This is a genomic window from Novosphingobium gossypii, from assembly GCF_050433305.1.
Lineage (GTDB): Bacteria > Pseudomonadota > Alphaproteobacteria > Sphingomonadales > Sphingomonadaceae > Novosphingobium > Novosphingobium gossypii.
Genome location: NZ_JBNPXM010000005.1, coordinates 165,647 through 185,526 on the forward strand (window position 1 = coordinate 165,647; position 19,880 = coordinate 185,526).

Below are 19,880 nucleotides of genomic sequence, written 5' to 3' on the forward strand. Positions count from 1 at the left end.
TACACGCCGGAGCGCTGCTACTTTCGCGCAGGGTCTTTGAAATCGTCGAAATCCGCCGCGCCGTGTCTTTCAAGGACAAGGCCCTCCCGCATGTATGTCATCAACTAAGCCACTTTGCTCCAGCCGATTCCGCAGGGCGGTGGCGAAAAATGGCGCAGGGCAAAAATAATCTTCACCACCGGGTTGCCGGGTCCGAATCCCTTTGCTAATGGCGCGCTCCTGCCCAGGGACGGATGCAAATCCTGCTCCCGGATTTAGCGGTCGTGGCGGAATTGGTAGACGCGCAACGTTGAGGTCGTTGTGGGCGAAAGCCCGTGGAAGTTCGAGTCTTCTCGACCGCACCAGGCAGTATCCGAACAGAACTGATCCTAGCCTTCGGGCTCCCCTCGCAAGAGGGGGGGATCAGCTGTTCGTGTGCCTTTTGCCGATCCAGTATCATCGGCATCTTGCTGACATTTCAGATGAATCTCATCGCGCCCTGGAATCGATGCAGGTAGGTGGACCTGACGCTTGAATTAGAACATAATAAGAACATAGTTCCTGATTCGAGGCCCGTTCCATGTCTGCCCATACAGCTCCCATCGCCATAGAGGATCCGCCGCCCGGCACGTTGCCCCGGCTTGCCGGCGCGCAACTGCACGAAATCCATGCCGCCGCAAAGGACTGGGCTTCTGCTCTGCTGTTCGGGCTGGCAAGCATCGAGGCGCCGCCCGGCAAGCCTATCCTGCTGATGCGGACCCGAAGGCGGGGCAGCATCACGGTGCCTTGCGGAGAGGGGCTGGGCGCGCTGGGCATCGACCCGGCGCGGCTGGTGATCGTCGATGCCCGCGACGGCGCCGCACTGTTGCGGGCCGGGCTGGATGCGGCGCGCAACAGCGGTCCGGCGGCGGTGCTGCTGGAAAGTTGGGGGCCTTTGCGGGAGTACGATCTTGTCGCCAGTCGTCGCCTGATCCTGGCGGCGGAAAGCTCGCGCATCCCGGTGGTGATGCTGCGCGGCGATGCGGAACCGCGCGCCAGTGCCGCCCATACCCGCTGGACGGTCGCGGGCGCTCCGTCCGCCCCGCTGGAGATGCAGGCACCGGGCGCGCCGACGCTGATCGTCGAACTCGTGCGCAGGCGGGGCGGTCCGGCGGGGCAGCGCTGGCGGCTTGAATGGAATGAAGAACATGGCGGTTTCCGCGAACGACCCCTCGATTTCGAAGACCCCGACCTCGACGGCTCCATCCGCAGGCCCGCGCCGGTATCTGGCACTGTGGTTTCCCTTCCTGCCGTGCGAACGCGCGCGCCGCTCAGGCGAACTGCCTGACGGGCCGGGGCCGCAGGCACTGTTCATGCGCGACGGGCAGGCGCTGCGCCTTGCCGCGGTGGATGCCACAGCGATGCGGCAGGGGTTGACCGCAGGCATGACGCTGGCCGACGCCCGCGCCCGCTGTCCCGATCTGACGACTGCCCCGCACGATCCCGTGGCGGATGCCCGCACGCTGGAACAACTGGGGAAGGCGATGGTCGCCTACACCCCGCTCGTCGCACTGGATGCGCCGGACGGGTTGCTGCTGGACGTAACGGGATGCGCACACCTGTTCGGCGGCGAAAAGGCGCTGGTGCGGCGGGTGGTGGACGGGGCGGGGCCGGTCGCCCGCCACGCGCTGTCCGCGCATTCAGCCGCCGCGCGTGCGCTGGCGCGGTTTGGTGGAGGTGCGGACGTGCGCGCCTTGCCCGTCGCCGCGCTGGAACTAGATGAAAGCGCGCTGGCCGGGCTGCGCCGTGCGGGGCTGGAGACGCTGGGCGATCTGGCCGCGCGGCCGATGGCAGGGCTGGCGGCGCGCTTCGGCGAACTTGCGGTATCGCGTTTGCGCGCGATCCTGGGGGAGACGGGCAGCCCGGTGATGCCGCTGCGCCTGGCCGATCCGGTCCGGCTGGAGACCCGCTTTCCCGAACCGCTGGCGCGCACCGACGATGCGCTGGACGTGGTGGAGGACATGCTGGCGCAGGCATCGCGCACCATGGAGCAGCGGCAGATCGGCGGGCGGCGCTTCCTCGTCACCCTCCACCGCAGCGACAACGCGCGGCGGCGGCTGGTGGTGGAAACCGGGCAGGCGGTGCGTGAACCCGGCATGGTGATGCGCCTGCTGCGCGAACGGATCGACACCCTGTCCGACCCGCTGGACCCAGGCTTCGGCTTCGATGCGATCACGCTGGCCGTACTGCAGGCCGATCACCTGCCTTCGCGCCAGATCGGGCTGGACCGCAAGGATGAAGCCGCTGCCGATGTGTCCGCGCTGGTGGACCGGCTCAGCGTGCGGCTGGGAGAGGACAACGTGCGCCGTCTGGCCCCGCGTGACCGGCACTTGCCCGAAAAGGCGCAGGCGCTGGTTCCGGCGCTGCGGTTGCGACCCGCACTGCCGTCTACGTCGTGGCCCGCGCCCGAAGACCGGCCCGCTCGCCCGCTGCTGCTGCTCGATCCGCCGCAGCCGGTGGAAGTAATCGCGGGCGTGCCCGACAGTCCGCCGCAGCGCTTTCGCTGGAAGGGCCGCCTGCACGACGTCGCCATGGCCGAAGGGCCGGAGCGGATCGGCGCGGAGTGGTGGCGCAGGCGCGGCGGCCATGTTCCCGGGCAGGCCGGCGAAACGCGCGACTATTACCGGATCGAGGATGCCGACGGCCGCCGCTACTGGATCTTCCGCCACGGCCTGTTCAGCGAGAAGCCCGACCCGCGCTGGTACCTGCACGGCCTGTTCCCATGAGCGGGGTCGCTTTTGCCGAACTGGTCACCGCCACCAACTTCAGCTTCCTGCGCGGCGCGTCGCCGGGTGAAGAGATGGTTGCGCGGGCGCAGACGATGGGCATGACCGGCATCGGCATCGCCGACCGCAACACCGTGGCGGGCGTGGTGCGCGCCTTCAGCGCCTGGAAGGAGATCGGCAGGGAAGCCAGCGGACTGCGTCTGATCGTTGGCGCGCGGCTGGTCTTCGCGGACGGCACCCCCGACATCGTCGCCTATCCCATGACCCGCCACGGATGGGGCCGCCTGACCCGGCTGCTGACGGTGGGCAACCGGCGCGCGCAGAAGGGCGACTGCGTGCTGCACATGGCCGATCTGGTCGATCATGCGCAGGATCTGGCGCTGATCGCGATGGACGGTGACGATGCGCTGCTAGCCACGCTGCGCACGCTGACGCCCAAACTCTGGCTGGCCGCGACGATGCCGCGCGCAGGCCGCGACGCCCGGCGGCTGGCGCAGCGCATGGTCCTTTCCCGGCGCACGGGCGTGCCCCTGCTGGCCACCAACGACGTGCTCTATGCCGTGCCGGAGGACCGCCCGATGCAGGACGTCCTCACCTGCATCCGCGAAGGCCTGACCATCCAGACGGCAGGCCGCCGCCTCGCCGCCAATGCCGAGCGCCACCTCAAGTTCCCGGCGGAAATGGCCCGCCTGTTCCGCGCCTGCCCCGATGCCATTTCCGCAACCGCAGACCTGCTGGACTGCGTGACCTTCACGCTGGAAGACCTGCGCTACGAATACCCGCACGAACCCGTTCCCGAAGGCTGGGAGCCGCAAGCCTGGCTGGAACATCTAGTCATGGAGGGCGCGCGCGAGAAGTTTCCCGATGGTTTGACGCAGGAATACCGGACCGTTCTCCAACAGGAGTTTGGCCTGATCCGGTTGAAGGAGTATGCCTATTACTTCCTGACCGTGCATGACATCGTTCGTCATGCCCGCAGCCTGACCCCCCCGATCCTGTGTCAGGGACGCGGCAGCGCAGCCAATTCGCTGGTCTGTTACTTTCTTGGCGTGACCCCGATCGACCCTGTGGATCAGAAGCTGCTGTTCTCTCGCTTCCTGTCACCCGGTCGCAACGAGCCGCCCGATATCGACGTAGACTTCGAGCATGAGCGGCGCGAGGAGGTGATGCAGTATATCTACCAGCGCTATGGCCGGGACCGTGCCGGGATCGCCGCCACGGTCATATCCTATCGGCAGCGCAGCGCCATTCGCGAAGTCGGCAAGGTGCTGGGCCTGAGCGAAGACGTGACGGCGCGGCTGTCAGGCACGGTATGGGGTAGCTGGGGCGGAGATGAACTGCCTGAAACCCGGCTGGCCGAAGCGGGGTTCGATCCCGCCAACCCTGAGGTCGAGCGGATGCGCGATCTGGTCGGCAGGTTGCTGAACTACCCCCGCCATCTTTCGCAGCATGTCGGCGGCTTCGTGCTGAGCGAAGGCCGGCTCGACGAACTGGTCCCGATCCATAACGGCGCAATGGAGGAACGCACTTTCATCGAATGGGACAAGAACGATCTTGAAACCCTGAGTCTGATGAAGGTCGATATTCTGGCGCTCGGCATGCTGACGGCGATCCGCAAGAGCTTCGATCTCCTGCGCGAACAGCAATTGGCCGACCTCACCCTCGATACGGTGCCCAAGGAGGATGAGGATACGTACAAGATGCTTTGCAGGGGCGATAGCATCGGCACGTTTCAGGTCGAAAGCCGCGCCCAGATCGCCATGCTGCCGCGCATGAAGCCTGCGGAACTGTACGATCTGGTCATTCAGGTCGCGATCGTGCGACCGGGGCCGATCCAGGGCGGGATGGTGCATCCCTACCTACGACGGCGGACCAAGGAGGAAGAGGTCGTCTACCCGGGTCCGGAAGGCGAGATGTATGACCTTCTGAGCAAGACGCTGGGCGTACCGCTTTTTCAGGAACAGGCGATGAGGCTGGCAATCACTGCGGCTGGCTTCACCGCGCCCGAAGCCGATCTCCTGCGCCGTTCGATGGCGACGTTTCGACGTAATGGCACCATTCACCAGCATCAGGAAAAATTCGTCGAAGGCATGGTCCGGCGTGGCTACCCGCAGGACTTTGCCGAAGGCTGCTTCAAGCAGATCGAGGGCTTTGGCGAATACGGCTTTCCCGAAAGCCATGCGCAGGCGTTCGGGTGGCTGGCCTATGTGTCGTCGTGGCTCAAGTGCCATTACCCGGCGGTCTTCACCTGCGCGCTGCTGAACAGCCAGCCCATGGGGTTCTACGCGCCCGCGCAACTGGTTGCCGATGCGCGCGATCACGGGGTGGAGGTGCGGCCCATCGACATTGTCGCCAGCGACTGGGACAACACGCTGGAAGCGGAGCGTGTGCTGCGGCTGGGGCTGCGCCAGATCGGCGGGTTCAAGCAGGAATGGGCTGTGGCGCTGGCAGAGGCGCGCGCGTCGGCGCCGATCACCGGCATGGAGGACGCCGCGCGGCGTGCCGACCTGCCTTCGCGCGCGCTGCGTCTGCTGGCCGATGCCGACGCGCTGGGTTCGCTCGGGCAGAACCGGCGGCAGGCGGGGTGGGAGGCGCGGCGGGTGCCGGCGGTGCAGCTTCCCCTGTTCGCAGCCCTTGATGCCCCTGAACTGGCGCGGGAACCCGATGCCGCGCTTCCGGCCATGGCGCCGTCGGAGGAAGTCGTCGCGGATTACCAGACGCAGCGGCTGTCGCTAAAAGGGCATCCGATGCAGTTCCTGCGCAGCCATTTCGCCGGGCAGGGGGCGCAGACCTGCGCTGAAATCAATGCCGGGCGCGATGAGGCGAAAGTCCGCGTCGCAGGTGTGGTCCTGATCCGCCAGAGGCCGGGGAAGGGCAACGCCATCTTCATCACCATCGAGGACGAGACCGGCGTGGTGAACGCCCTGCTGTGGGCGCGCGATTTCGAAAAGCAGCGCCGCGCGGTGATGGCCGCGCGGCTGATGCTGATCGACGGAGTGATCCAGCGCAGCAAGGAAGACGTGGTCCACCTCATGGTGGACAAGGTCACCGATGCCAGCGAGGCGCTTTCACGCCTGTCCAGCGCGCCCGTGCTGAAGCCGGAGCCGCTGCCCGGCGATGCGGTGCGCCATCCGGTCTACGATCCGAACCGTCCCACATCCGCCCATTCCACGCGCGGGCACCCCCGCAATGTGCGGATTTTGCCCCGTTCGCGTGATTTTCACTAATGGGCGGCCTAGTAGATATCGCGAAGGTAGCGCCCCGTTTCGGCCATCTCTTCCAACAGTGCGTCGCCCAGCACTTCACGCAGGGCCGCATCGACGGCGGGCGCCATGCCCAGCAGGCTGCCGCAGACCAGGATCGTCGCTCCGGCATCCACCTGCTCGCGCAGGAACCCGGCAGCTTGCGGGATCACGTCCTGAACATAGCGCCCGCAGTCCGCATCGCGCGACCATGTCCGATCGAGCCGCGCCAGAACCCCGTCTGCCAGCCAGCTTTCCAGTTCCGCGTTGAGGAAGGCGTCATGCGCGCGGCTGCGTTCGCCCAGCAAAAGCCAGTGCCCGCTGCTGCCTGCTTTCGCCGCCTGCCGCAGATGGCCGCGCAGGCCAGCCAGACCGGTGCCGTTGCCGATCAGGATTAGTCGGTTATGCGCCTCCGTCGTCCGGAAGCCGGGATTGGCATGAAGCCGCAACGCGACCTCCACGCCCAGCGGCGCATGCTCGGTCAGCCAGCCCGAACCCAGGCCCAGCGTCCCGTCATCGCGCCGGACCTGCCGGACGATGAGTTCGATCCGGCCATCGGCGGGGATGGAGGCAATCGAATATTCGCGATGAGGCAGGGCGCGCAGCCCTGCGACGATTTCCGCAGGCGCTCCATCCAGCCGTTCGGGCAGCACGGATCGCGCAAGGTGCGCCGCAAGCGGGCGGCCGTCGACGACCTCGTTCCCAGTCAGTCCGGTGCCGTCCAGCAGCGCAGCCACTGCCGCAGGGTCGTTGGCGGGGCGAATCTCGGCGATGTCGCCCGCCTGCCAGTCGGTGACGGCGCCATCCAGCGGAGACAGGGCGAGCAGGAATGCCGGGCCGCCAAGGCTGCCGGGATTGAGCAGTCGTCTTTCCTGCAGTCGCCACCGCCCGTATTGAGCCGGGGCGAAGTCGGCGGCCATCGGATCGGCGCCCAGCGCGGTCAACTGCTGCTGCCACTGCCGTTCCGCATCGACGTCTTCGCCATCGACCTCGATCGTATCGAACAGACGCCGCCCGCCGCCCGAATGAAGCCACTTGTCCACTTCGTGCCCGAATGCGCAGAACTGCGGATACTCGCGGTCGCCAAGGGCAAGCACGGCGTAATCGAGCTCGGCTGCAGAAGGGGCCGAAGCCATCGTTTCGCGCGCGAAACGGCGTGCACGGTCAGGCGGTTCACCTTCGCCATACGTGCTGACGACGAAGAGCGCGCGTCGGGTTCCCGCCAGCACTTCGCCGTCTACCGCAGACAGCGGCAGCACCTGCGCGCCGCCCAGCACCGCCGCGGTCTGGCGGGCGAGCCGCTCTGCACCACCCGTCTGGCTGGCGTAGGCGACGATCATGCCGCTGTCGTGGCCGCCGGGCGCAGAAGGACCAGCTTCCACACGGGCCAGCGCGCGCTTGCGCCGCCGCCGGGCCAGATAGAGCAGCAGGCCGGTAATCGTGAACAGCGGCATCGTCAGGCTGGTGATCAGGATGGCGATGCGCCCCGCCATGCCGAAGATCGCGCCGCGATGGACTTCCAGCATGCTGGTCGCGATGACTTTGCCCACGCTGCGGTCGGCATAGCGATCGATCTTGAGCACGCGACCGTCGGTTACGTCCATGTCGATGTTGTCGGTCATGCGATCGTGCCGGGCATCGGGCAGCAGTACGCGGAAGGAGGCTTTTGTGCCGTGTTCAGGGAGGCTGATGGAGACGCTTTCGTATCGGCCGCCCGTCTCGCGCTGGAGCGTGGTCCAGGCTTTGGCGAGAGGCACCTTGGGAGGCTCCTCATCGCTGCGTTGCGAGCTTTCCCCTTCGCGCTGCGCAGAGCCGGTCAGCACCACCATTGCGCCCTGCCGATACCATTCATAGGACCACCATAGCCCGGTGAAGGCGCTCAGCAGGTAGGCGATGACGATCCAGCTGCCGATGATGACATGCAGTTCACGATAAAGATTGCGCCCGCTCTTGCGCCAGTCGAGCACCAGCCACGCCCGCCAGTCAAGGGCGCGCCTTGGCCAGCGCAGATAGAGCCCCGTCAATGCGAAGAAGATCAGCGCGAGTGTGGAAAAGCCGGTGATCTGACGGCCCCAGCCTTTCGAGCCGTCGGGCAGTGCCAGCCAGCGGTGGATATCCTCGACGGTTCGGAAAAAGCCCGCGCCGTTGGCCTGGCCCAGCAAGCGCCCGTCGCGCGGATCGACATAGCTGCTTTCGCCCCGTCGCTTGCCGGGGGGCGCCTTGAACTGGACCTGCCATGCGCGCGTCGGATCGGCCTGTATGGTCAGGCGCACCACTTGCGCGCCATCCCGCGCGGCTGAGGCGCGGGCGATCACGGCGTCGGGCGAGAGTGGTCTGGCGCCGGGGGGGGGAAGCGTGACGATGCCGGGACTGATCGCGCGCATGATCGCGTCCTCGAAGCTCAGCGTCGCACCCGTCACGCCCATGACCGCCAGCACGAACCCCGCAGTAATCCCGAGGAACCAGTGAACCTGAAATAGAACTCTGCGCGTCACTTGGGTCTCGCCCCTTGTTCGAGGCACACCCCATGCGCACCCCGGTCCCAAAGCATGGGCCCGTTGACCTTGAGCTTTTTCGCTTTCCCCTCGAGCGCTCGCGCTAATGAGATCCAGTTGCAATATCAAGAGGCTATTAATCGTTTCATTTCACTCGCGGAACGCCGATCGGGTCGACCCGCGGGCGGCTTCATGCTAGTAAAGCGGCCAATTGGCGGGCCATATTGTGGTTTCACGAGGTCGCATGACGAAAACGGCTGATGATGACGGACATTGATCGGCGGGGTGGAACGTCCAGTACTCCGGAAATTCATGCAGGTGATGAGGGAGAGCCTGCTTTGGCGTCCGCGACCCTTGGCAGCAAGCCGATCCTATGGCGTTGGTGGCTTGTCGCGGCGGTCATCAGCCTCGGTCTGTGGGCCGGGATCGTGCTTCTGGTGATCTGAACCGTGTGCGAAAGCGGGGCGGTTGTCCTTTCACGCGGCGCGGGGCAGGGCGGGCGCGCTGAGCGTCAGCACGGCATCCAGCAGTCGTTCCCCTGCCGCAGCCCAGGTGAACTGGCGCGCGCGCGCCAGCCCATCTTCCACCTTGCGGGCAAACAGAACGCCTTGAGGGTCCAGTGCGGCTATGGCCCGGTTCCACGAATCAGGGTCATCGACGTCGGCGTAAAGTGCTGCGTCGCGACAAACTTCGGGCAGGGCGCCGGCGGGTGCGACCACCGCGGGCGTGCCGCATAGCATCGCCTCTAGCGGGGGCAGGCCGAAACCCTCCGTGCGGGACGGGCACAGCACGCAGCGGGCGTTGGAATAGAGCGCGCTCAGGGCAGAATCGTCGCACTTGCCCATGAAGATTGCGTCACCGGGCGGTTCGATGCCGGGGCCCGTAAAAGCCTCTCTCTGTTCGCCGACGACCACCAGCGGCACACCTGGCGCCGGTTTGCGGGCATAGGCGGCGAACACCACCGCGTTGTTCTTGTAGGCCTTTGCACTGCCGAACATCAGCGCATAGCCGCGTGGCGACAGGCGGTGACGGGCCAGCACCGTCTCGTCCGGCGTGACGTTCAGGATGTGGTCGACCCCGTTGTAGAGCACTTGCGTGGCGGACGCGGGAGACACGCCCATCACGTCGAGCATGCGCCGCGAGTATTCCGATACGGTCAGCACCATCGCGCTGGACCGGGCCATGCGCGGCGTAAGCAGGCGATAGCCCAGTCTCTGGCGAAGCGGATAGGAATTGTCCGGAAACAGGAACTGTGCATCGTGGATCAGCGTGATCTTGCGACGGTGCAGCAGCGGCGCGAGGTTGGCGAGGTTGACCAGTACGCCATCCGCAGCCAGCGAGGGCAGCCGCCGTTGTTCCCACCCCTGGGAGGGGGCCTCGTCGAGACTGCGCACGATGATGTTGCGCAGTTCGGGCGGCGCAACTGCGGAATGCCGCGCGGGCAGCAGCAGGGTCACCGCAGGATGCGTGCGGTGGTCCAGCAGGCGGTCGATCTCGCGGACCAGCCTGTCAGCGACCCGGTGCACGCCGTTGAGGCCGCCCGCGTAGAACTTTCCGTTGATGTAAACAGGCAGCATCGGGGTTCCCGGTCAACGTCCGCGCTACCCTAGCGGTGTTCTGGCGCCGGAACCTTCCGGCCATGCGCCGACTGTTGATCGGGGAAGGGGTTTTCCCAAGGCCGACTTGTCAGTCCGGCTTCCATCCGATTTCGGCGGCGGCGGCGGACTTGGGAATGTCGGTCAGCGCCTCGTTCACGGTGATTGCTTCGCCGGGGGCCAGGCTGGACTTTGCGGGAACGATTTCCTTGGCGTAGACCACGGTTTCACGCCGATCGCGCAGGATCACCAGAAGCGAGGGCACCTTGCGGGTCTGCGCGCCAATGTTGGTGATCGTGCCGCTGACGCTGAAGAACTCCGTCCCGTCGGGCAGGGGCTTGCGATCCTGCCTGCCGCGCGGGAAATCCAGCTTGAGGTCCGGCTGGGCCTGCTGGAACGCCGGGCGGGGGATCGGCAGCCAGTCGGGCAGGCCACCGATGGCGACGGCGACGGCCAGGCTCAGCATCGCCAGCGCAAAGGCGACGGCGGCATAGGTGCCCAGCTTCGTCCAGTTTCGGCGTGGACGGAACGGCGGCGAGAAATCGAAGCTTGATACGCCTTCGTCGGCGTAGCCCTTTACCGAAGTGTCATCGTAATATGCGGGGCCGGGCCGCCGTGACGGCGCGGGCGGGGGCATCGGGTCGGAGCGACGGGACTCGGCGGCCGCAGGCTCTACCGGGCGCGGGACGACGACCGCCGGGCGCGGCGACGGGCGCAAGGGTTCCGCCTGCTGGACGGGAGCCGGCGCGGCAACGGGCGCCTCCACCTCAGCCGCAACCGCATTCTGCTCTTCAAAAGCGGGCTCTGCGGCAAGGTCCGGGCCGTCCTGGAACCAGCTGTGGCGGCACTTTGCGCAGCGCACCGTTCTGCCTTCCACGCCGATGGCGCTGTCCGGGACGGCATAGCGCGTAGAGCAGGCAGGACAGGCGATGATCATGATCGCATTCATAAGCACGCCTTACGCGCATGCGACAAGCGCCCGGACAACGCGTTCGCGTCATGACGACCATTTTTCCACATGCCTTTTACCGGAACGTCCGGATGGCTATAGCTGGGGTGTCGCCCGCCGGGCCTGACTTCAACACGATCCTTCAGGACGATCCTGGGCGCGCATGGCCACTGACGGGGAAATCATTCACTTCGACAATGTCGGCCTGCGCTATGGCGCCGACCGCGAAGTGCTCAGCGACCTGACCTTCACGCTGCATGCCGGGCGGTTCTACTTCCTGACCGGGGCCAGCGGCGCGGGGAAGACGTCGCTACTGCGGCTGCTGTACCTGGCGCAGCGGCCTTCGCGCGGGGCGATCCGCATGTTCGGGACCGACGCGATAACCCTGCCGCGCGCCAGCCTGCCGGTGATGCGGCGGCGGATCGGAGTGGTGTTCCAGGACTTCCGGCTGGTGCAGCACCTGTCGGCGTTCGACAACGTGGCCCTCCCGCTGCGCGTCGCGGGCCATGCCGAGCGCGACATCGCCGGCCCTGTGCGCGACATCCTCGAATGGGTGGGCCTGACCGACCGGATCGAGGCCAGCCCGGCGACGCTTTCGGGCGGGGAACAGCAGCGCGTGGCCATCGCCCGCGCGGTGATCGCGCGCCCGGCCATGCTGGTGGCGGACGAACCCACGGGCAACGTCGATCCCGACATGGCGGCGAAACTCATCCGCCTTTTCGAGATGCTCAACCGGCAGGGCACGACCGTGGTGGTGGCGACCCACGACCTCGACCTGCTGCGCCGCGTGCCCGAAAGCCTTATCATGCGGCTGGACAAGGGGCGCCTGTCCGATCCTACCGGCGCCCTGCGCTATCCGCCGAGGAAGATCACATGAGGGGCGCTTCTGTCATGGGCCGGTGGTTTGCCGCCGGTCGCACGGTGGAACTGATCCCGCAGGGGCGCATGTCCGGGCCGATGCCTTGGGTGATCGCGATCATGGTAGCGATGACCGCGATCGCGCTGGCTGCCGGGCTGGCGCTGGGTAACGCGGTGTCCGCCGCCAAGGCCGAGATCGACGGCGGCGTCACCGTGCAGATTCTGGAGCCGCGCGCCGAAGTGCGCGAGGTTCAGGCCGCGCGGGCGCTGGCGGCGATCCGGGGGATGCCGCAGGTCGCTGGCCTCAGGCAGGTGCCGCAGGCCGAACTCGACGCCCTGATAGAGCCGTGGCTAGGCACCGGCATCGCGGCGGCGACGGGCGCGGCGATCCCGGTTCCGGCGCTGATCGACGTGCGGCTGAAAGGCCCGGCAAGCCCGGCGCAGCTCTCCGCGATCGGCAGGCGGGTCATGCCGGTGGCACCGTCTGCCCGGATCGACGCGCAGTCCAACTGGCTGAAGCCGGTGTTCGATGCGATGGTATCGCTGCAGGTGCTGGCAATGGTGATCGTGGCCCTGCTGGCGGGCGCGCTGGCGGCGGCGGTGCTGCTGGCGGCCCGTTCGGCGCTGGGCGCGAATCGCGACACGATCGAGATCGTCCACCTGCTGGGCGGCACCGACGCGCAAGTGGCGCGCGTGTTCCAGCGCTCCATCGGGTACGACGCGGCGGGCGGGGGCGCGGTGGGGCTGGCGCTGGCGCTGGTGGTGATCCTGACGCTGGGGCGGCGGTTCGACGGGCTGGGCGCCGGCCTCGTCGACAATGGCGCGCTGGTGTGGAGCGACTGGCTGATCCTGGCGGTCGTTCCGGTGCTGGCGACGGTCCTCGCAATGCTGACGGCACGGCTCACCGTGCTGCATGCGCTGCGAAAGATGCTGTAACTGCCGCAAACCCCTATATAGCAGTCCACCTATGTTTCGTCGCCTCACCGCCTTTGCCGTGCTGATCTGGTCGCTCGGGTTCCTGTGGTTCGCCGTGGCGCTGCCGGGGCCGCTGCCGGCAAACGTGAAGACCGACGCGATCATCGTGCTGACCGGCAGCCAAGGCCGGATCGAACATGCAATGGCGGTGCTGGCGGCAGGCAAGGCGCCGGACCTGCTGGTTTCCGGCGTGGACCGCGAAGTGCGTCCGCGCGAATTTGCTGTCCAGTTCAAGGTGCCCGCCCGCCTAATGCGCTGCTGCGTGACGCTGGGCTATCGCGCTTACGACACGCGCTCCAACGCGGTGGAAGCGGCGCAGTGGGTGGCGGAGCATGATGCGAAGTCGGTCCGCCTCGTCACGGCGGACTGGCACATGCGCCGCGCCGCGCTGGAGATCGCGCGCGAATTCCCCGACAGCGTGCGGTTGGAACTGGACGGCGTGCCCTCGCACCCCAGCTTCGGCACGTTGTTCCTTGAATATCACAAGCTGCTGGCGCGTGCCGGGCTGAACCTTTGGGAATGGCTGCGATGAAATCCGACAAGGCGAACGTGCTGGACGTGATCCGTTCGCTGCTGTTCTATCTGACGTTCTATCCCGGCACGGTGGTGATGGTGACCGCCTGCTTCATCGCGTCGTTCTTCGGGGACGAAGCGCTGCGTCGCACGGTGCGCGGGTGGAGCCTGCTGCACCGCTGGTGCGCGCGCTGGCTGTTGGGGATTCGCCTGGTCGTGGAAGGCGACCTGCCCAATGAAGGCGTGCTGGTGGCGATCAAGCACGAGAGCTTCTTCGAGGCGATCGATCTGCCAGCGCAGATGGATTATCCGGCGCCTTTCCCCAAGGCGGAATTGGCCGAAATCCCGGGCTGGGGCTGGGCGGCACGGCGCTACGGTGCTGTCGTGGTCGAACGGGGCGAGGGGGCCAAGGCCCTGCGCGCTATGGTGTCCAGCGCGCGCGGCTTCGCGGCGCAGGGCCGCTCGCTGGCGATCTTCCCCGAAGGCACCCGCGTGAAGACGGGCCAGCGACCGCCGCTGCAATCGGGTTTTGCGGGCCTCTACAAGCTGCTGGGGCTGCCGGTGGTGCCGGTGGCGGTGGACAGCGGGCGGCTTTATCACCGGCGCTGGAAGAAGCCGGGCACGATCACCATCCGCGTCGGCGAACGCATCGCACCGGGGCTCCCGCGCGACGAGGTCGAGGCGCGGGTACATGCCGCGATCAACGCGCTCAACGTCTAGGCGGTGACCAGTTCGCTGACCTCCACGGTCTGCGCCACCATTTCCACCTGCCCGTAGCTGGTCAGGAAGGAAACGTCCGCCGCGTCGCGCCCGACGCCGATCTTGGCCATGCGATCGGCCGTCGCCATCCGCGTTGCGTCGACCAGATGCCAGGCACCGTCGAGGAACACTTCGGCCACGGCGTGGAAATCCTGCGGTTCCACCCCAAGCCCGTAGACGCTGGCAAAGCGGGCGGGGATGCCGCTGGCGCGCACGAAGGCGATCATCAGGTGGGCGTAGTCCCGGCAAACGCCTCGCCGGCTCTTGAAGGTGTCGGCAGCGGTGGTGAAGGCGTCGCTCGATCCGGGTTGATATGTCAGCGTCTCAGCGATGCGGTGGCAGATGGCGGCTACGCGGGCGCCGCCTTCCAGGGCGCCGAATTCGCTTTCGACGAAATCGTGGAACGTGTCCGACGTGCAATAGCGCGACGGCATAAGGTAATCGACCGTCTCGCCCGGCAGCAGATGCGGCGGCACGGCAGGCAGCGTGGCGATGTCCGCAAGCATGCGGTTTACTTCGACTAGGGCCCTGTATCGGACCTTGAGCGGAGCCGAGGTGCGCAGCCAGATGCGTTCGCCGATGCAGGCCTGTGCGGGAACGCGGGCGAAGTGCTCGGTGGGTGACAGGTCGATCCGGGCATCGATCACGCGCTGTTCGGGGATCATCGCCGCTTCGATCTGCAGCAGCACGTCGACCGGCTGCGAGATCGCATATTCAAGGCGGGTGGTTATCGAAATCTGCATGCGGCGGCGTCCTGATGCAGGGGGTTGTGTTCGTAGATGTTGAACGCCGCCGCCGTCGATTATGTCCCGTTAAAAAATGTTAAGCCGCAGGCTCACCGACGGTCCCGCCATGATCGCCACGTCCGAAATCGGGGCGGGCGTCGTCCTGTCCTTCCTCGATGATGGAGCGGCGGATGGCGCGGGTGCGGGCAAAATGGTCGAACAACTGGTCGCCGTCACCGACGCGGATCGCACGCTGCAACGCGGTGAGATCTTCGGTGAAGCGCTGCAGCATCGTCAGCACTGCGTCCTTGTTGGACAGGAACACGTCGCGCCACATCGTCGGGTCCGATGCGGCGATGCGGGTGAAGTCGCGGAAGCCCCCTGCCGAATACTTGATGACCTCGCTCTGCGTCACGTCCTCCAGATCGGAAGCGGTGCCGACGATGGTGTAGGCAATGAGGTGCGGCAGGTGGCTGGTCACCGCAAGCACCAGGTCATGGTGCTCGGGCGTCATGATCTCGACATTGGCGCCGATCGCTTCCCAGAAGCCCACAAGGTCCGACAAGCGCACCATGTCCACCTTGGCGGGCGGGGTGACGATGCACCAGCGGTTGCGGAACAGGTGCGCAAATCCTGCGTCTGGGCCGGAGTTCTCGGTCCCGGCGACGGGGTGTGCGGGGATGATGACGTGGTCCGGCAGCGCCTCGCTCAGCGCCTTGGCGATCGCCTGCTTGGACGATCCGACATCGCTGACCAGCGCCGTCGGGGGCAGGGCTTCACGCACCTGCTCGGCGGCGATGCCCATTGCGCCGGGCGGGACGCAGAAGATCACAAGATCGGCGTCGCGCACCGCTTCGGATGCCGTGGCGCAGACTTTGTCCACCAGCCCGCGCGCGGAGGCGCGGGTGCGGTGGTCTGGCGACAGGTCGAACCCGGTCGTGCGGCTTTCGGGCAGGTATTCGCGCACGGCAAGGCCGATCGAGCCGCCCTGAAGACCCAGCCCGATGATGGCGATGTTGGCGAAGCTCATCTTGCCGCTTCCGCCATTTCGCGAAGGACGGCAGCGATGGCGTCCATGTCCTCGCTCTTGCCGATGGTGATGCGCAGGGCCTGGGGCAGGCCCTGTCCGGGCAGCCAGCGCACGATATAGCCGCGGTCGGCCAGGCCTTCCAGCGCGGCTTCGGCGCTCAGCGCGCCTTCGAACAGGACCAGCACGAAATTCGCCTGGCTGGGCAGCGGGCGCAGGCCATCGTTGCCCAGCGCTGCGAGGCTGGCAACGAAGCGCGCGCGTTCGTCGCGATTGTGGACGCGGCTGGCCTCGACGAAGGCCGTGTCCGCCAATGCCGCCAGCGCCATCGCCTGCCCGGTGGCGGAGACGTTGAACGGACCACGGATGCGGTTGAGCGTGTCGATGATCCCTGGCGCACCGGTGGCCCAGCCGATCCGCTCCCCGGCAAGGCCGAAGATCTTGGAGAAGGTGCGCGTCACCAGCACATTGTCGTGCCGTGCGGCCAGCGCAAGAGCGCCGTCCTCGTCCTCGGGCGCGACATATTCGCCGTAAGCCTGATCCAGCACCAGCAGCACGTCCGAAGGCAGCGCGGCGTGCAATCGCGCGATGTCGCCCTTGGGCAGGTAGGAGCCGGTGGGGTTGTTGGGGTTGGCGACGAAGACCACGCGGGTCCGGTCCGTCACCAGCGCCAGCAGCGCGTCGATGTCGGTGCCGTAATCGGCATCGGGCGCCACCACCGGCGTCGCTCCGCAGCGCCGCGCCGCGATGTCGTAGACCGCAAAACCATAGCGCACGTAGATCACTTCGTCACCGACGCCGGCATAGCCCTGCGCGGCGAGGTTCAGCAGTTCGTCCGAGCCGGTGCCCATCACCACGCGCGCCGGATCGATGCCGTGGCGCTGGCCGATGGCGGCGCGCAGGGCGGTGCTGTCCGGATCGGGATAGAGCGCGGGGCCCTGTGCCTTCGCCGTCAGCGCCGCATCGCTGGTGCCCAGCGGGTTCTCGTTCGCGGAAAGCTTGATGAGCGGGCGACCGTCCTTGCCTTTCGACCGGCCGGGCACATAGGCGTGGATCGCCGCGATCCAGGGCTTGGGTGCGGGGCCGGGCCGGGCGGCTGCGATGCGGGTTTCGGTTTCGCTCATGACGCGCGGCCCATAACCCAGCGTGGCGCGCAAGGCCAGCATGGGCACGAGGCCGATTGCGGGGGGGCGATGGAGGCTCTATTGCGCGTCGGGCTATGGCACCCGATCTTCAAACGATGCCCGTCCCTCCCATCGAGAACCGACACCTCGACCTCGACATGCCCCTGATGCTCGACAGCGGGCAGATGCTGCCCTGCGCGCGCATCGCCTACGAGACGTGCGGTACGCTGAATGCGGCCAAGGACAACGCGATCCTCATCTGTCACGCGCTGACGGGGGACCAGCACGTCGTCTCCAACCATCCCAAGACCGGAAAGCCCGGCTGGTGGGTGCGGATGGTCGGTCCGGGCAAGCCGATCGACACTGACCGCTTCTTCGTGATCTGCGCCAACGTGATCGGATCGTGCATGGGGTCCACCGGGCCTGCCAGCAAGGCGCCGGACGGCGACCCGTGGGGCATGCGCTTTCCGGTCATCACCATCCGCGACATGGTGAAGGGCCACATTGCGGTGCTGGATTCGCTGGGGATCGACAGCCTGCATGCGCTGGTCGGCGGCTCCATGGGCGGGATGCAGGTACTCAGCCTTGCCGCGAATTTCCCCGAGCGCGCGCGCGCCGTGCTGGTGCTGGCGTCGACGGCGCGGCATTCGGCGCAGAACATCGCGTTCCACGAAGTGGGGCGCCAGGCGATCATGGCCGACCCCGAATGGCGCGAGGGCAATTACTACGCTTTCGGCAAGGGGCCGGAAAAGGGGCTGTCCGTTGCCCGCATGGCCGCGCACATCACCTACCTGTCTGAAGCCGGGCTGACCGAGAAGTTCGGGCGCCGCCTGCAGAACCGGGAGGAGAAGACGTTCGGCTTCGACGCGGATTTCCAGATCGAATCGTACCTGCGCTATCAGGGACTGTCGTTCACCGACCGCTTCGACGCGAACTCGTACCTCTACATCACCCGCGCGATGGATTATTTCGACCTTGCCGAGGAGCATGGCGGGCTGCTGGCCAATGCCTTTGCCGGATCGAAGGCGCGGTTCTGCCTCGTCAGCTTCGATACCGACTGGCTTTACCCCACGGCGGATTCGCGCAACGTGGTCCACGCGCTCAACGCGGCGGGCCTGCCCGCCAGCTTCGTGGAACTTTCGGCGCCGTTCGGGCACGATTCCTTCCTGCTCGACGTGCCCGCGCTGGACCGCGTGGTGGGAGGGTTCATCGGATGAACGCGGCAATGAAGACCGGCCTGCGCCCCGACCTTGCGATCATTGCGGAGAACGTAGCACCCGGCGCCAGCGTGCTCGATGTCGGCTGCGGCGACGGCACGCTGATGCAGGCGCTGCGCGACGGGTCCGGCTGCGCCACGCGCGGGATGGAGATCGACGCGCTCAACGTCGGAGCCTGCGTGGCGAAGGGGCTGTCAGTGATTCAGGGCGATGCCGATACCGACCTGTCGTTCTATCCCGACAAGTCGGTGGACTATGCCATCCTGTCGCAGACGCTGCAGACGACGATGCGCCCCGACATGGTGCTGGACCAGCTGCTGCGCATCGGTCGCAAGGCGTTCGTCAGCTTCCCCAATTTCGCGCACTGGCGGGTGCGCACGTCGCTGCTGTGGAACGGCCGGATGCCGGTGACGCGGCTGCTGCCGGTCGCCTGGTACGAAACGCCCAACATCCACCACCTGACCATCAACGACTTTCGCGCATTGCTGAAGGTACGGGGCATTACCGTGGAAGGGCGCTGGTTCCTGTCAGGCGATACGCAGTGCAGTGCGGCGGCGGCGAACTTCCGCGCCGAACATGCAGTGTTCCTGCTTTCACGCGCAGGGTAGGCTTTCAGTACCCGGCCTGAGCGCAAAGACTGAACAGCTTCTTCACGCGCGGATCGTCATTACCGTGCTTGGCTGCCAAGGCATCCTTCCGGGCGCAGGTCGCACGGGCGCGTTGCCTGGTCGCAGCGGCGTTCCGACTGGCATTCTGCCGCGTGATCGCTTCGTTCATGACCTGGGTGCGGCCGATGCTTGCGGCGGCTTCACCATAGGACAGCGGGTCCAGCTGCGCGGCGGCAGGGGTGGCTGCAATCAGCGCAAGGGCACTGACGAAGAACAGTCTGCGCATCGTCTCGGCGTCTCCGAATGCGAAGGACACGAGCGACAGCTAGCCATGAGCGCCCGCAAGCTTCAACGCAGTGCATCCGGGCCGTGCAGCAAACGCGATGGGTCGGTGCGGCGGCGCGCAACCCCTCAGTTCGGCCGGGCTTTCAGCAGCGCCAGCCCGAAGCCGATGAAGAACACCCCGGTCACGCGGTTGAACGCCTGCTTGATGGCGGGGCGCGTAAGATATGTGGCCAGCGAACGCCCGCCCAGCGCATAGGCGCAGTACCAGCCGGTTTCGATCACGGTGAAGGTCGCGAACAGGATGGCGAACTGCGGTGCCTTGGGCAGCGTCGGGTCGATGAACTGGGGAAAGAACGCGGCGGCGAACAGGATGGCCTTGGGATTGCTGATCGCGATCGCGAAGCCGCCCCGGAACACGGCACCGGTCGAAGGGGCCGGGGGCAGCTCTGCAGAAGTCGGGTCAAGCGGGGCGGCCGGGCTGCGCCAGGACTTGACGCCCAGGTACACCAGATAGGCGACGCCGGCATAGCGCAGCACTTCGAATGAGCCCGGCAGCGCCAGCAGAAGCGTCGTCAGGCCGGCGGCGGAAGAGCCCATCAGCAGGAAGATCGCGCACAGACATCCGGCCATCGCAACGGTGCTGCGCCGGGCACCCATCTCCACGCTGCGTGACAGGACATGAAGCATGTTGGGTCCGGGCGTACCGGACACGACAAAAACCGCTGCCACGAACAGCCACCAGGTATGAAGCGTCATCGTACTCG

At 66.8% G+C, this 19,880-nt stretch carries 17 protein-coding genes and 1 tRNA gene; 10 read left to right on the plus strand and 8 right to left on the minus strand.

The window, feature by feature from the left end:
* The first annotated feature begins 257 nt into the window (after positions 1–257).
* The 4 genes from GGR40_RS11600 to GGR40_RS11615 all read left to right on the plus strand — a co-directional run bounded on the left by GGR40_RS11600 (position 258) and on the right by GGR40_RS11615 (position 5,971).
* Positions 258–344, plus strand: a tRNA-Leu gene (locus tag GGR40_RS11600).
* 215 nt (positions 345–559) lie between these two features.
* A complete protein-coding gene (locus GGR40_RS11605; RefSeq protein ID WP_429276392.1) occupies positions 560–1,306 on the plus strand; it encodes an ImuA family protein in 747 nt (248 codons plus the stop codon).
* Positions 1,307–1,331: 25 nt separating this feature from the next.
* Complete coding sequence (locus GGR40_RS11610) at positions 1,332–2,744, plus strand: Y-family DNA polymerase (protein WP_429276542.1); 1,413 nt, start codon at positions 1,332–1,334, stop codon at positions 2,742–2,744.
* Positions 2,741–5,971, plus strand: coding sequence for an error-prone DNA polymerase (locus GGR40_RS11615; RefSeq protein ID WP_429276393.1), 3,231 nt, complete (start codon positions 2,741–2,743; stop codon positions 5,969–5,971). Before GGR40_RS11610 ends, GGR40_RS11615 begins: the two co-directional genes overlap by 4 nt.
* A gap of 8 nt (positions 5,972–5,979) precedes the next feature.
* Here GGR40_RS11615 and GGR40_RS11620 read toward each other — a convergent pair whose 3' ends face one another.
* From GGR40_RS11620 to GGR40_RS11630, 3 genes are all read right to left on the minus strand, one after another.
* A complete protein-coding gene (locus GGR40_RS11620) occupies positions 5,980–8,481 on the minus strand; it encodes a PepSY domain-containing protein (RefSeq protein WP_429276394.1) in 2,502 nt (833 codons plus the stop codon).
* 476 nt (positions 8,482–8,957) lie between these two features.
* The gene (locus tag GGR40_RS11625; protein ID WP_429276395.1) at positions 8,958–10,058 is read right to left on the minus strand and encodes a glycosyltransferase family 4 protein; all 1,101 of its coding nucleotides are present in this window, start codon (positions 10,056–10,058) and stop codon (positions 8,958–8,960) included.
* 109 nt (positions 10,059–10,167) lie between these two features.
* Positions 10,168–11,025 carry an MJ0042-type zinc finger domain-containing protein gene (locus GGR40_RS11630; RefSeq protein WP_429276396.1) on the minus strand — a complete coding sequence of 286 codons (858 nt, stop codon included), beginning with the start codon at positions 11,023–11,025 and terminating at the stop codon, positions 10,168–10,170.
* 163 nt (positions 11,026–11,188) lie between these two features.
* On the opposite strand from GGR40_RS11630, the gene ftsE reads away from it, so the two are divergent.
* From ftsE to GGR40_RS11650, 4 genes are read left to right on the plus strand one after another with little or no spacing between them, the layout of a single operon-like run.
* Positions 11,189–11,902, plus strand: coding sequence for a cell division ATP-binding protein FtsE (gene ftsE, locus GGR40_RS11635; protein WP_429276397.1), 714 nt, complete (start codon positions 11,189–11,191; stop codon positions 11,900–11,902).
* The gene (locus GGR40_RS11640) at positions 11,899–12,819 is read left to right on the plus strand and encodes a cell division protein FtsX (protein ID WP_429276398.1); all 921 of its coding nucleotides are present in this window, start codon (positions 11,899–11,901) and stop codon (positions 12,817–12,819) included. The genes ftsE and GGR40_RS11640 overlap by 4 nt, the downstream gene beginning before the upstream one ends.
* Positions 12,820–12,850: 31 nt before the next feature.
* Positions 12,851–13,390: a YdcF family protein gene (locus GGR40_RS11645; protein ID WP_429276399.1), complete on the plus strand. Its 540-nt coding sequence runs from the start codon at positions 12,851–12,853 to the stop codon at positions 13,388–13,390.
* On the plus strand, positions 13,387–14,091 hold the full coding sequence (locus GGR40_RS11650; RefSeq protein ID WP_429276400.1) for a lysophospholipid acyltransferase family protein: 705 nt from the start codon (positions 13,387–13,389) through the stop codon (positions 14,089–14,091). Before GGR40_RS11645 ends, GGR40_RS11650 begins: the two co-directional genes overlap by 4 nt.
* Here GGR40_RS11650 and GGR40_RS11655 read toward each other — a convergent pair.
* The 3 genes from GGR40_RS11655 to hisC all read right to left on the minus strand — a co-directional run bounded on the left by GGR40_RS11655 (position 14,088) and on the right by hisC (position 17,006).
* On the minus strand, positions 14,088–14,873 hold the full coding sequence (locus tag GGR40_RS11655) for a transglutaminase-like domain-containing protein (protein ID WP_429276401.1): 786 nt from the start codon (positions 14,871–14,873) through the stop codon (positions 14,088–14,090). The two genes, GGR40_RS11650 and GGR40_RS11655, sit on opposite strands and share 4 nt — an antisense overlap.
* 79 nt (positions 14,874–14,952) lie before the next feature.
* Positions 14,953–15,885, minus strand: coding sequence for a prephenate/arogenate dehydrogenase family protein (locus GGR40_RS11660; protein ID WP_429276402.1), 933 nt, complete (start codon positions 15,883–15,885; stop codon positions 14,953–14,955).
* Positions 15,882–17,006 carry a histidinol-phosphate transaminase gene (hisC, locus tag GGR40_RS11665; RefSeq protein WP_429276543.1) on the minus strand — a complete coding sequence of 375 codons (1,125 nt, stop codon included), beginning with the start codon at positions 17,004–17,006 and terminating at the stop codon, positions 15,882–15,884. The genes GGR40_RS11660 and hisC overlap by 4 nt, the downstream gene beginning before the upstream one ends.
* A gap of 116 nt (positions 17,007–17,122) precedes the next feature.
* On the opposite strand from hisC, the gene metX reads away from it, so the two are divergent.
* Complete coding sequence (metX, locus tag GGR40_RS11670) at positions 17,123–18,223, plus strand: homoserine O-acetyltransferase MetX (protein ID WP_429276403.1); 1,101 nt, start codon at positions 17,123–17,125, stop codon at positions 18,221–18,223.
* Positions 18,220–18,831, plus strand: a complete 612-nt coding sequence (metW, locus tag GGR40_RS11675) for a methionine biosynthesis protein MetW (RefSeq protein ID WP_429276404.1) — start codon at positions 18,220–18,222, stop codon at positions 18,829–18,831. The genes metX and metW overlap by 4 nt, the downstream gene beginning before the upstream one ends.
* A gap of 4 nt (positions 18,832–18,835) precedes the next feature.
* On the opposite strand, the gene GGR40_RS11680 is transcribed toward metW, so the two are convergent.
* Positions 18,836–19,147 carry a hypothetical protein gene (locus GGR40_RS11680; protein ID WP_429276405.1) on the minus strand — a complete coding sequence of 104 codons (312 nt, stop codon included), beginning with the start codon at positions 19,145–19,147 and terminating at the stop codon, positions 18,836–18,838.
* 95 nt (positions 19,148–19,242) lie between these two features.
* Positions 19,243–19,872, minus strand: a complete 630-nt coding sequence (locus GGR40_RS11685; RefSeq protein WP_429276406.1) for a LysE family translocator — start codon at positions 19,870–19,872, stop codon at positions 19,243–19,245.
* Positions 19,873–19,880 lie beyond the last annotated feature (8 nt).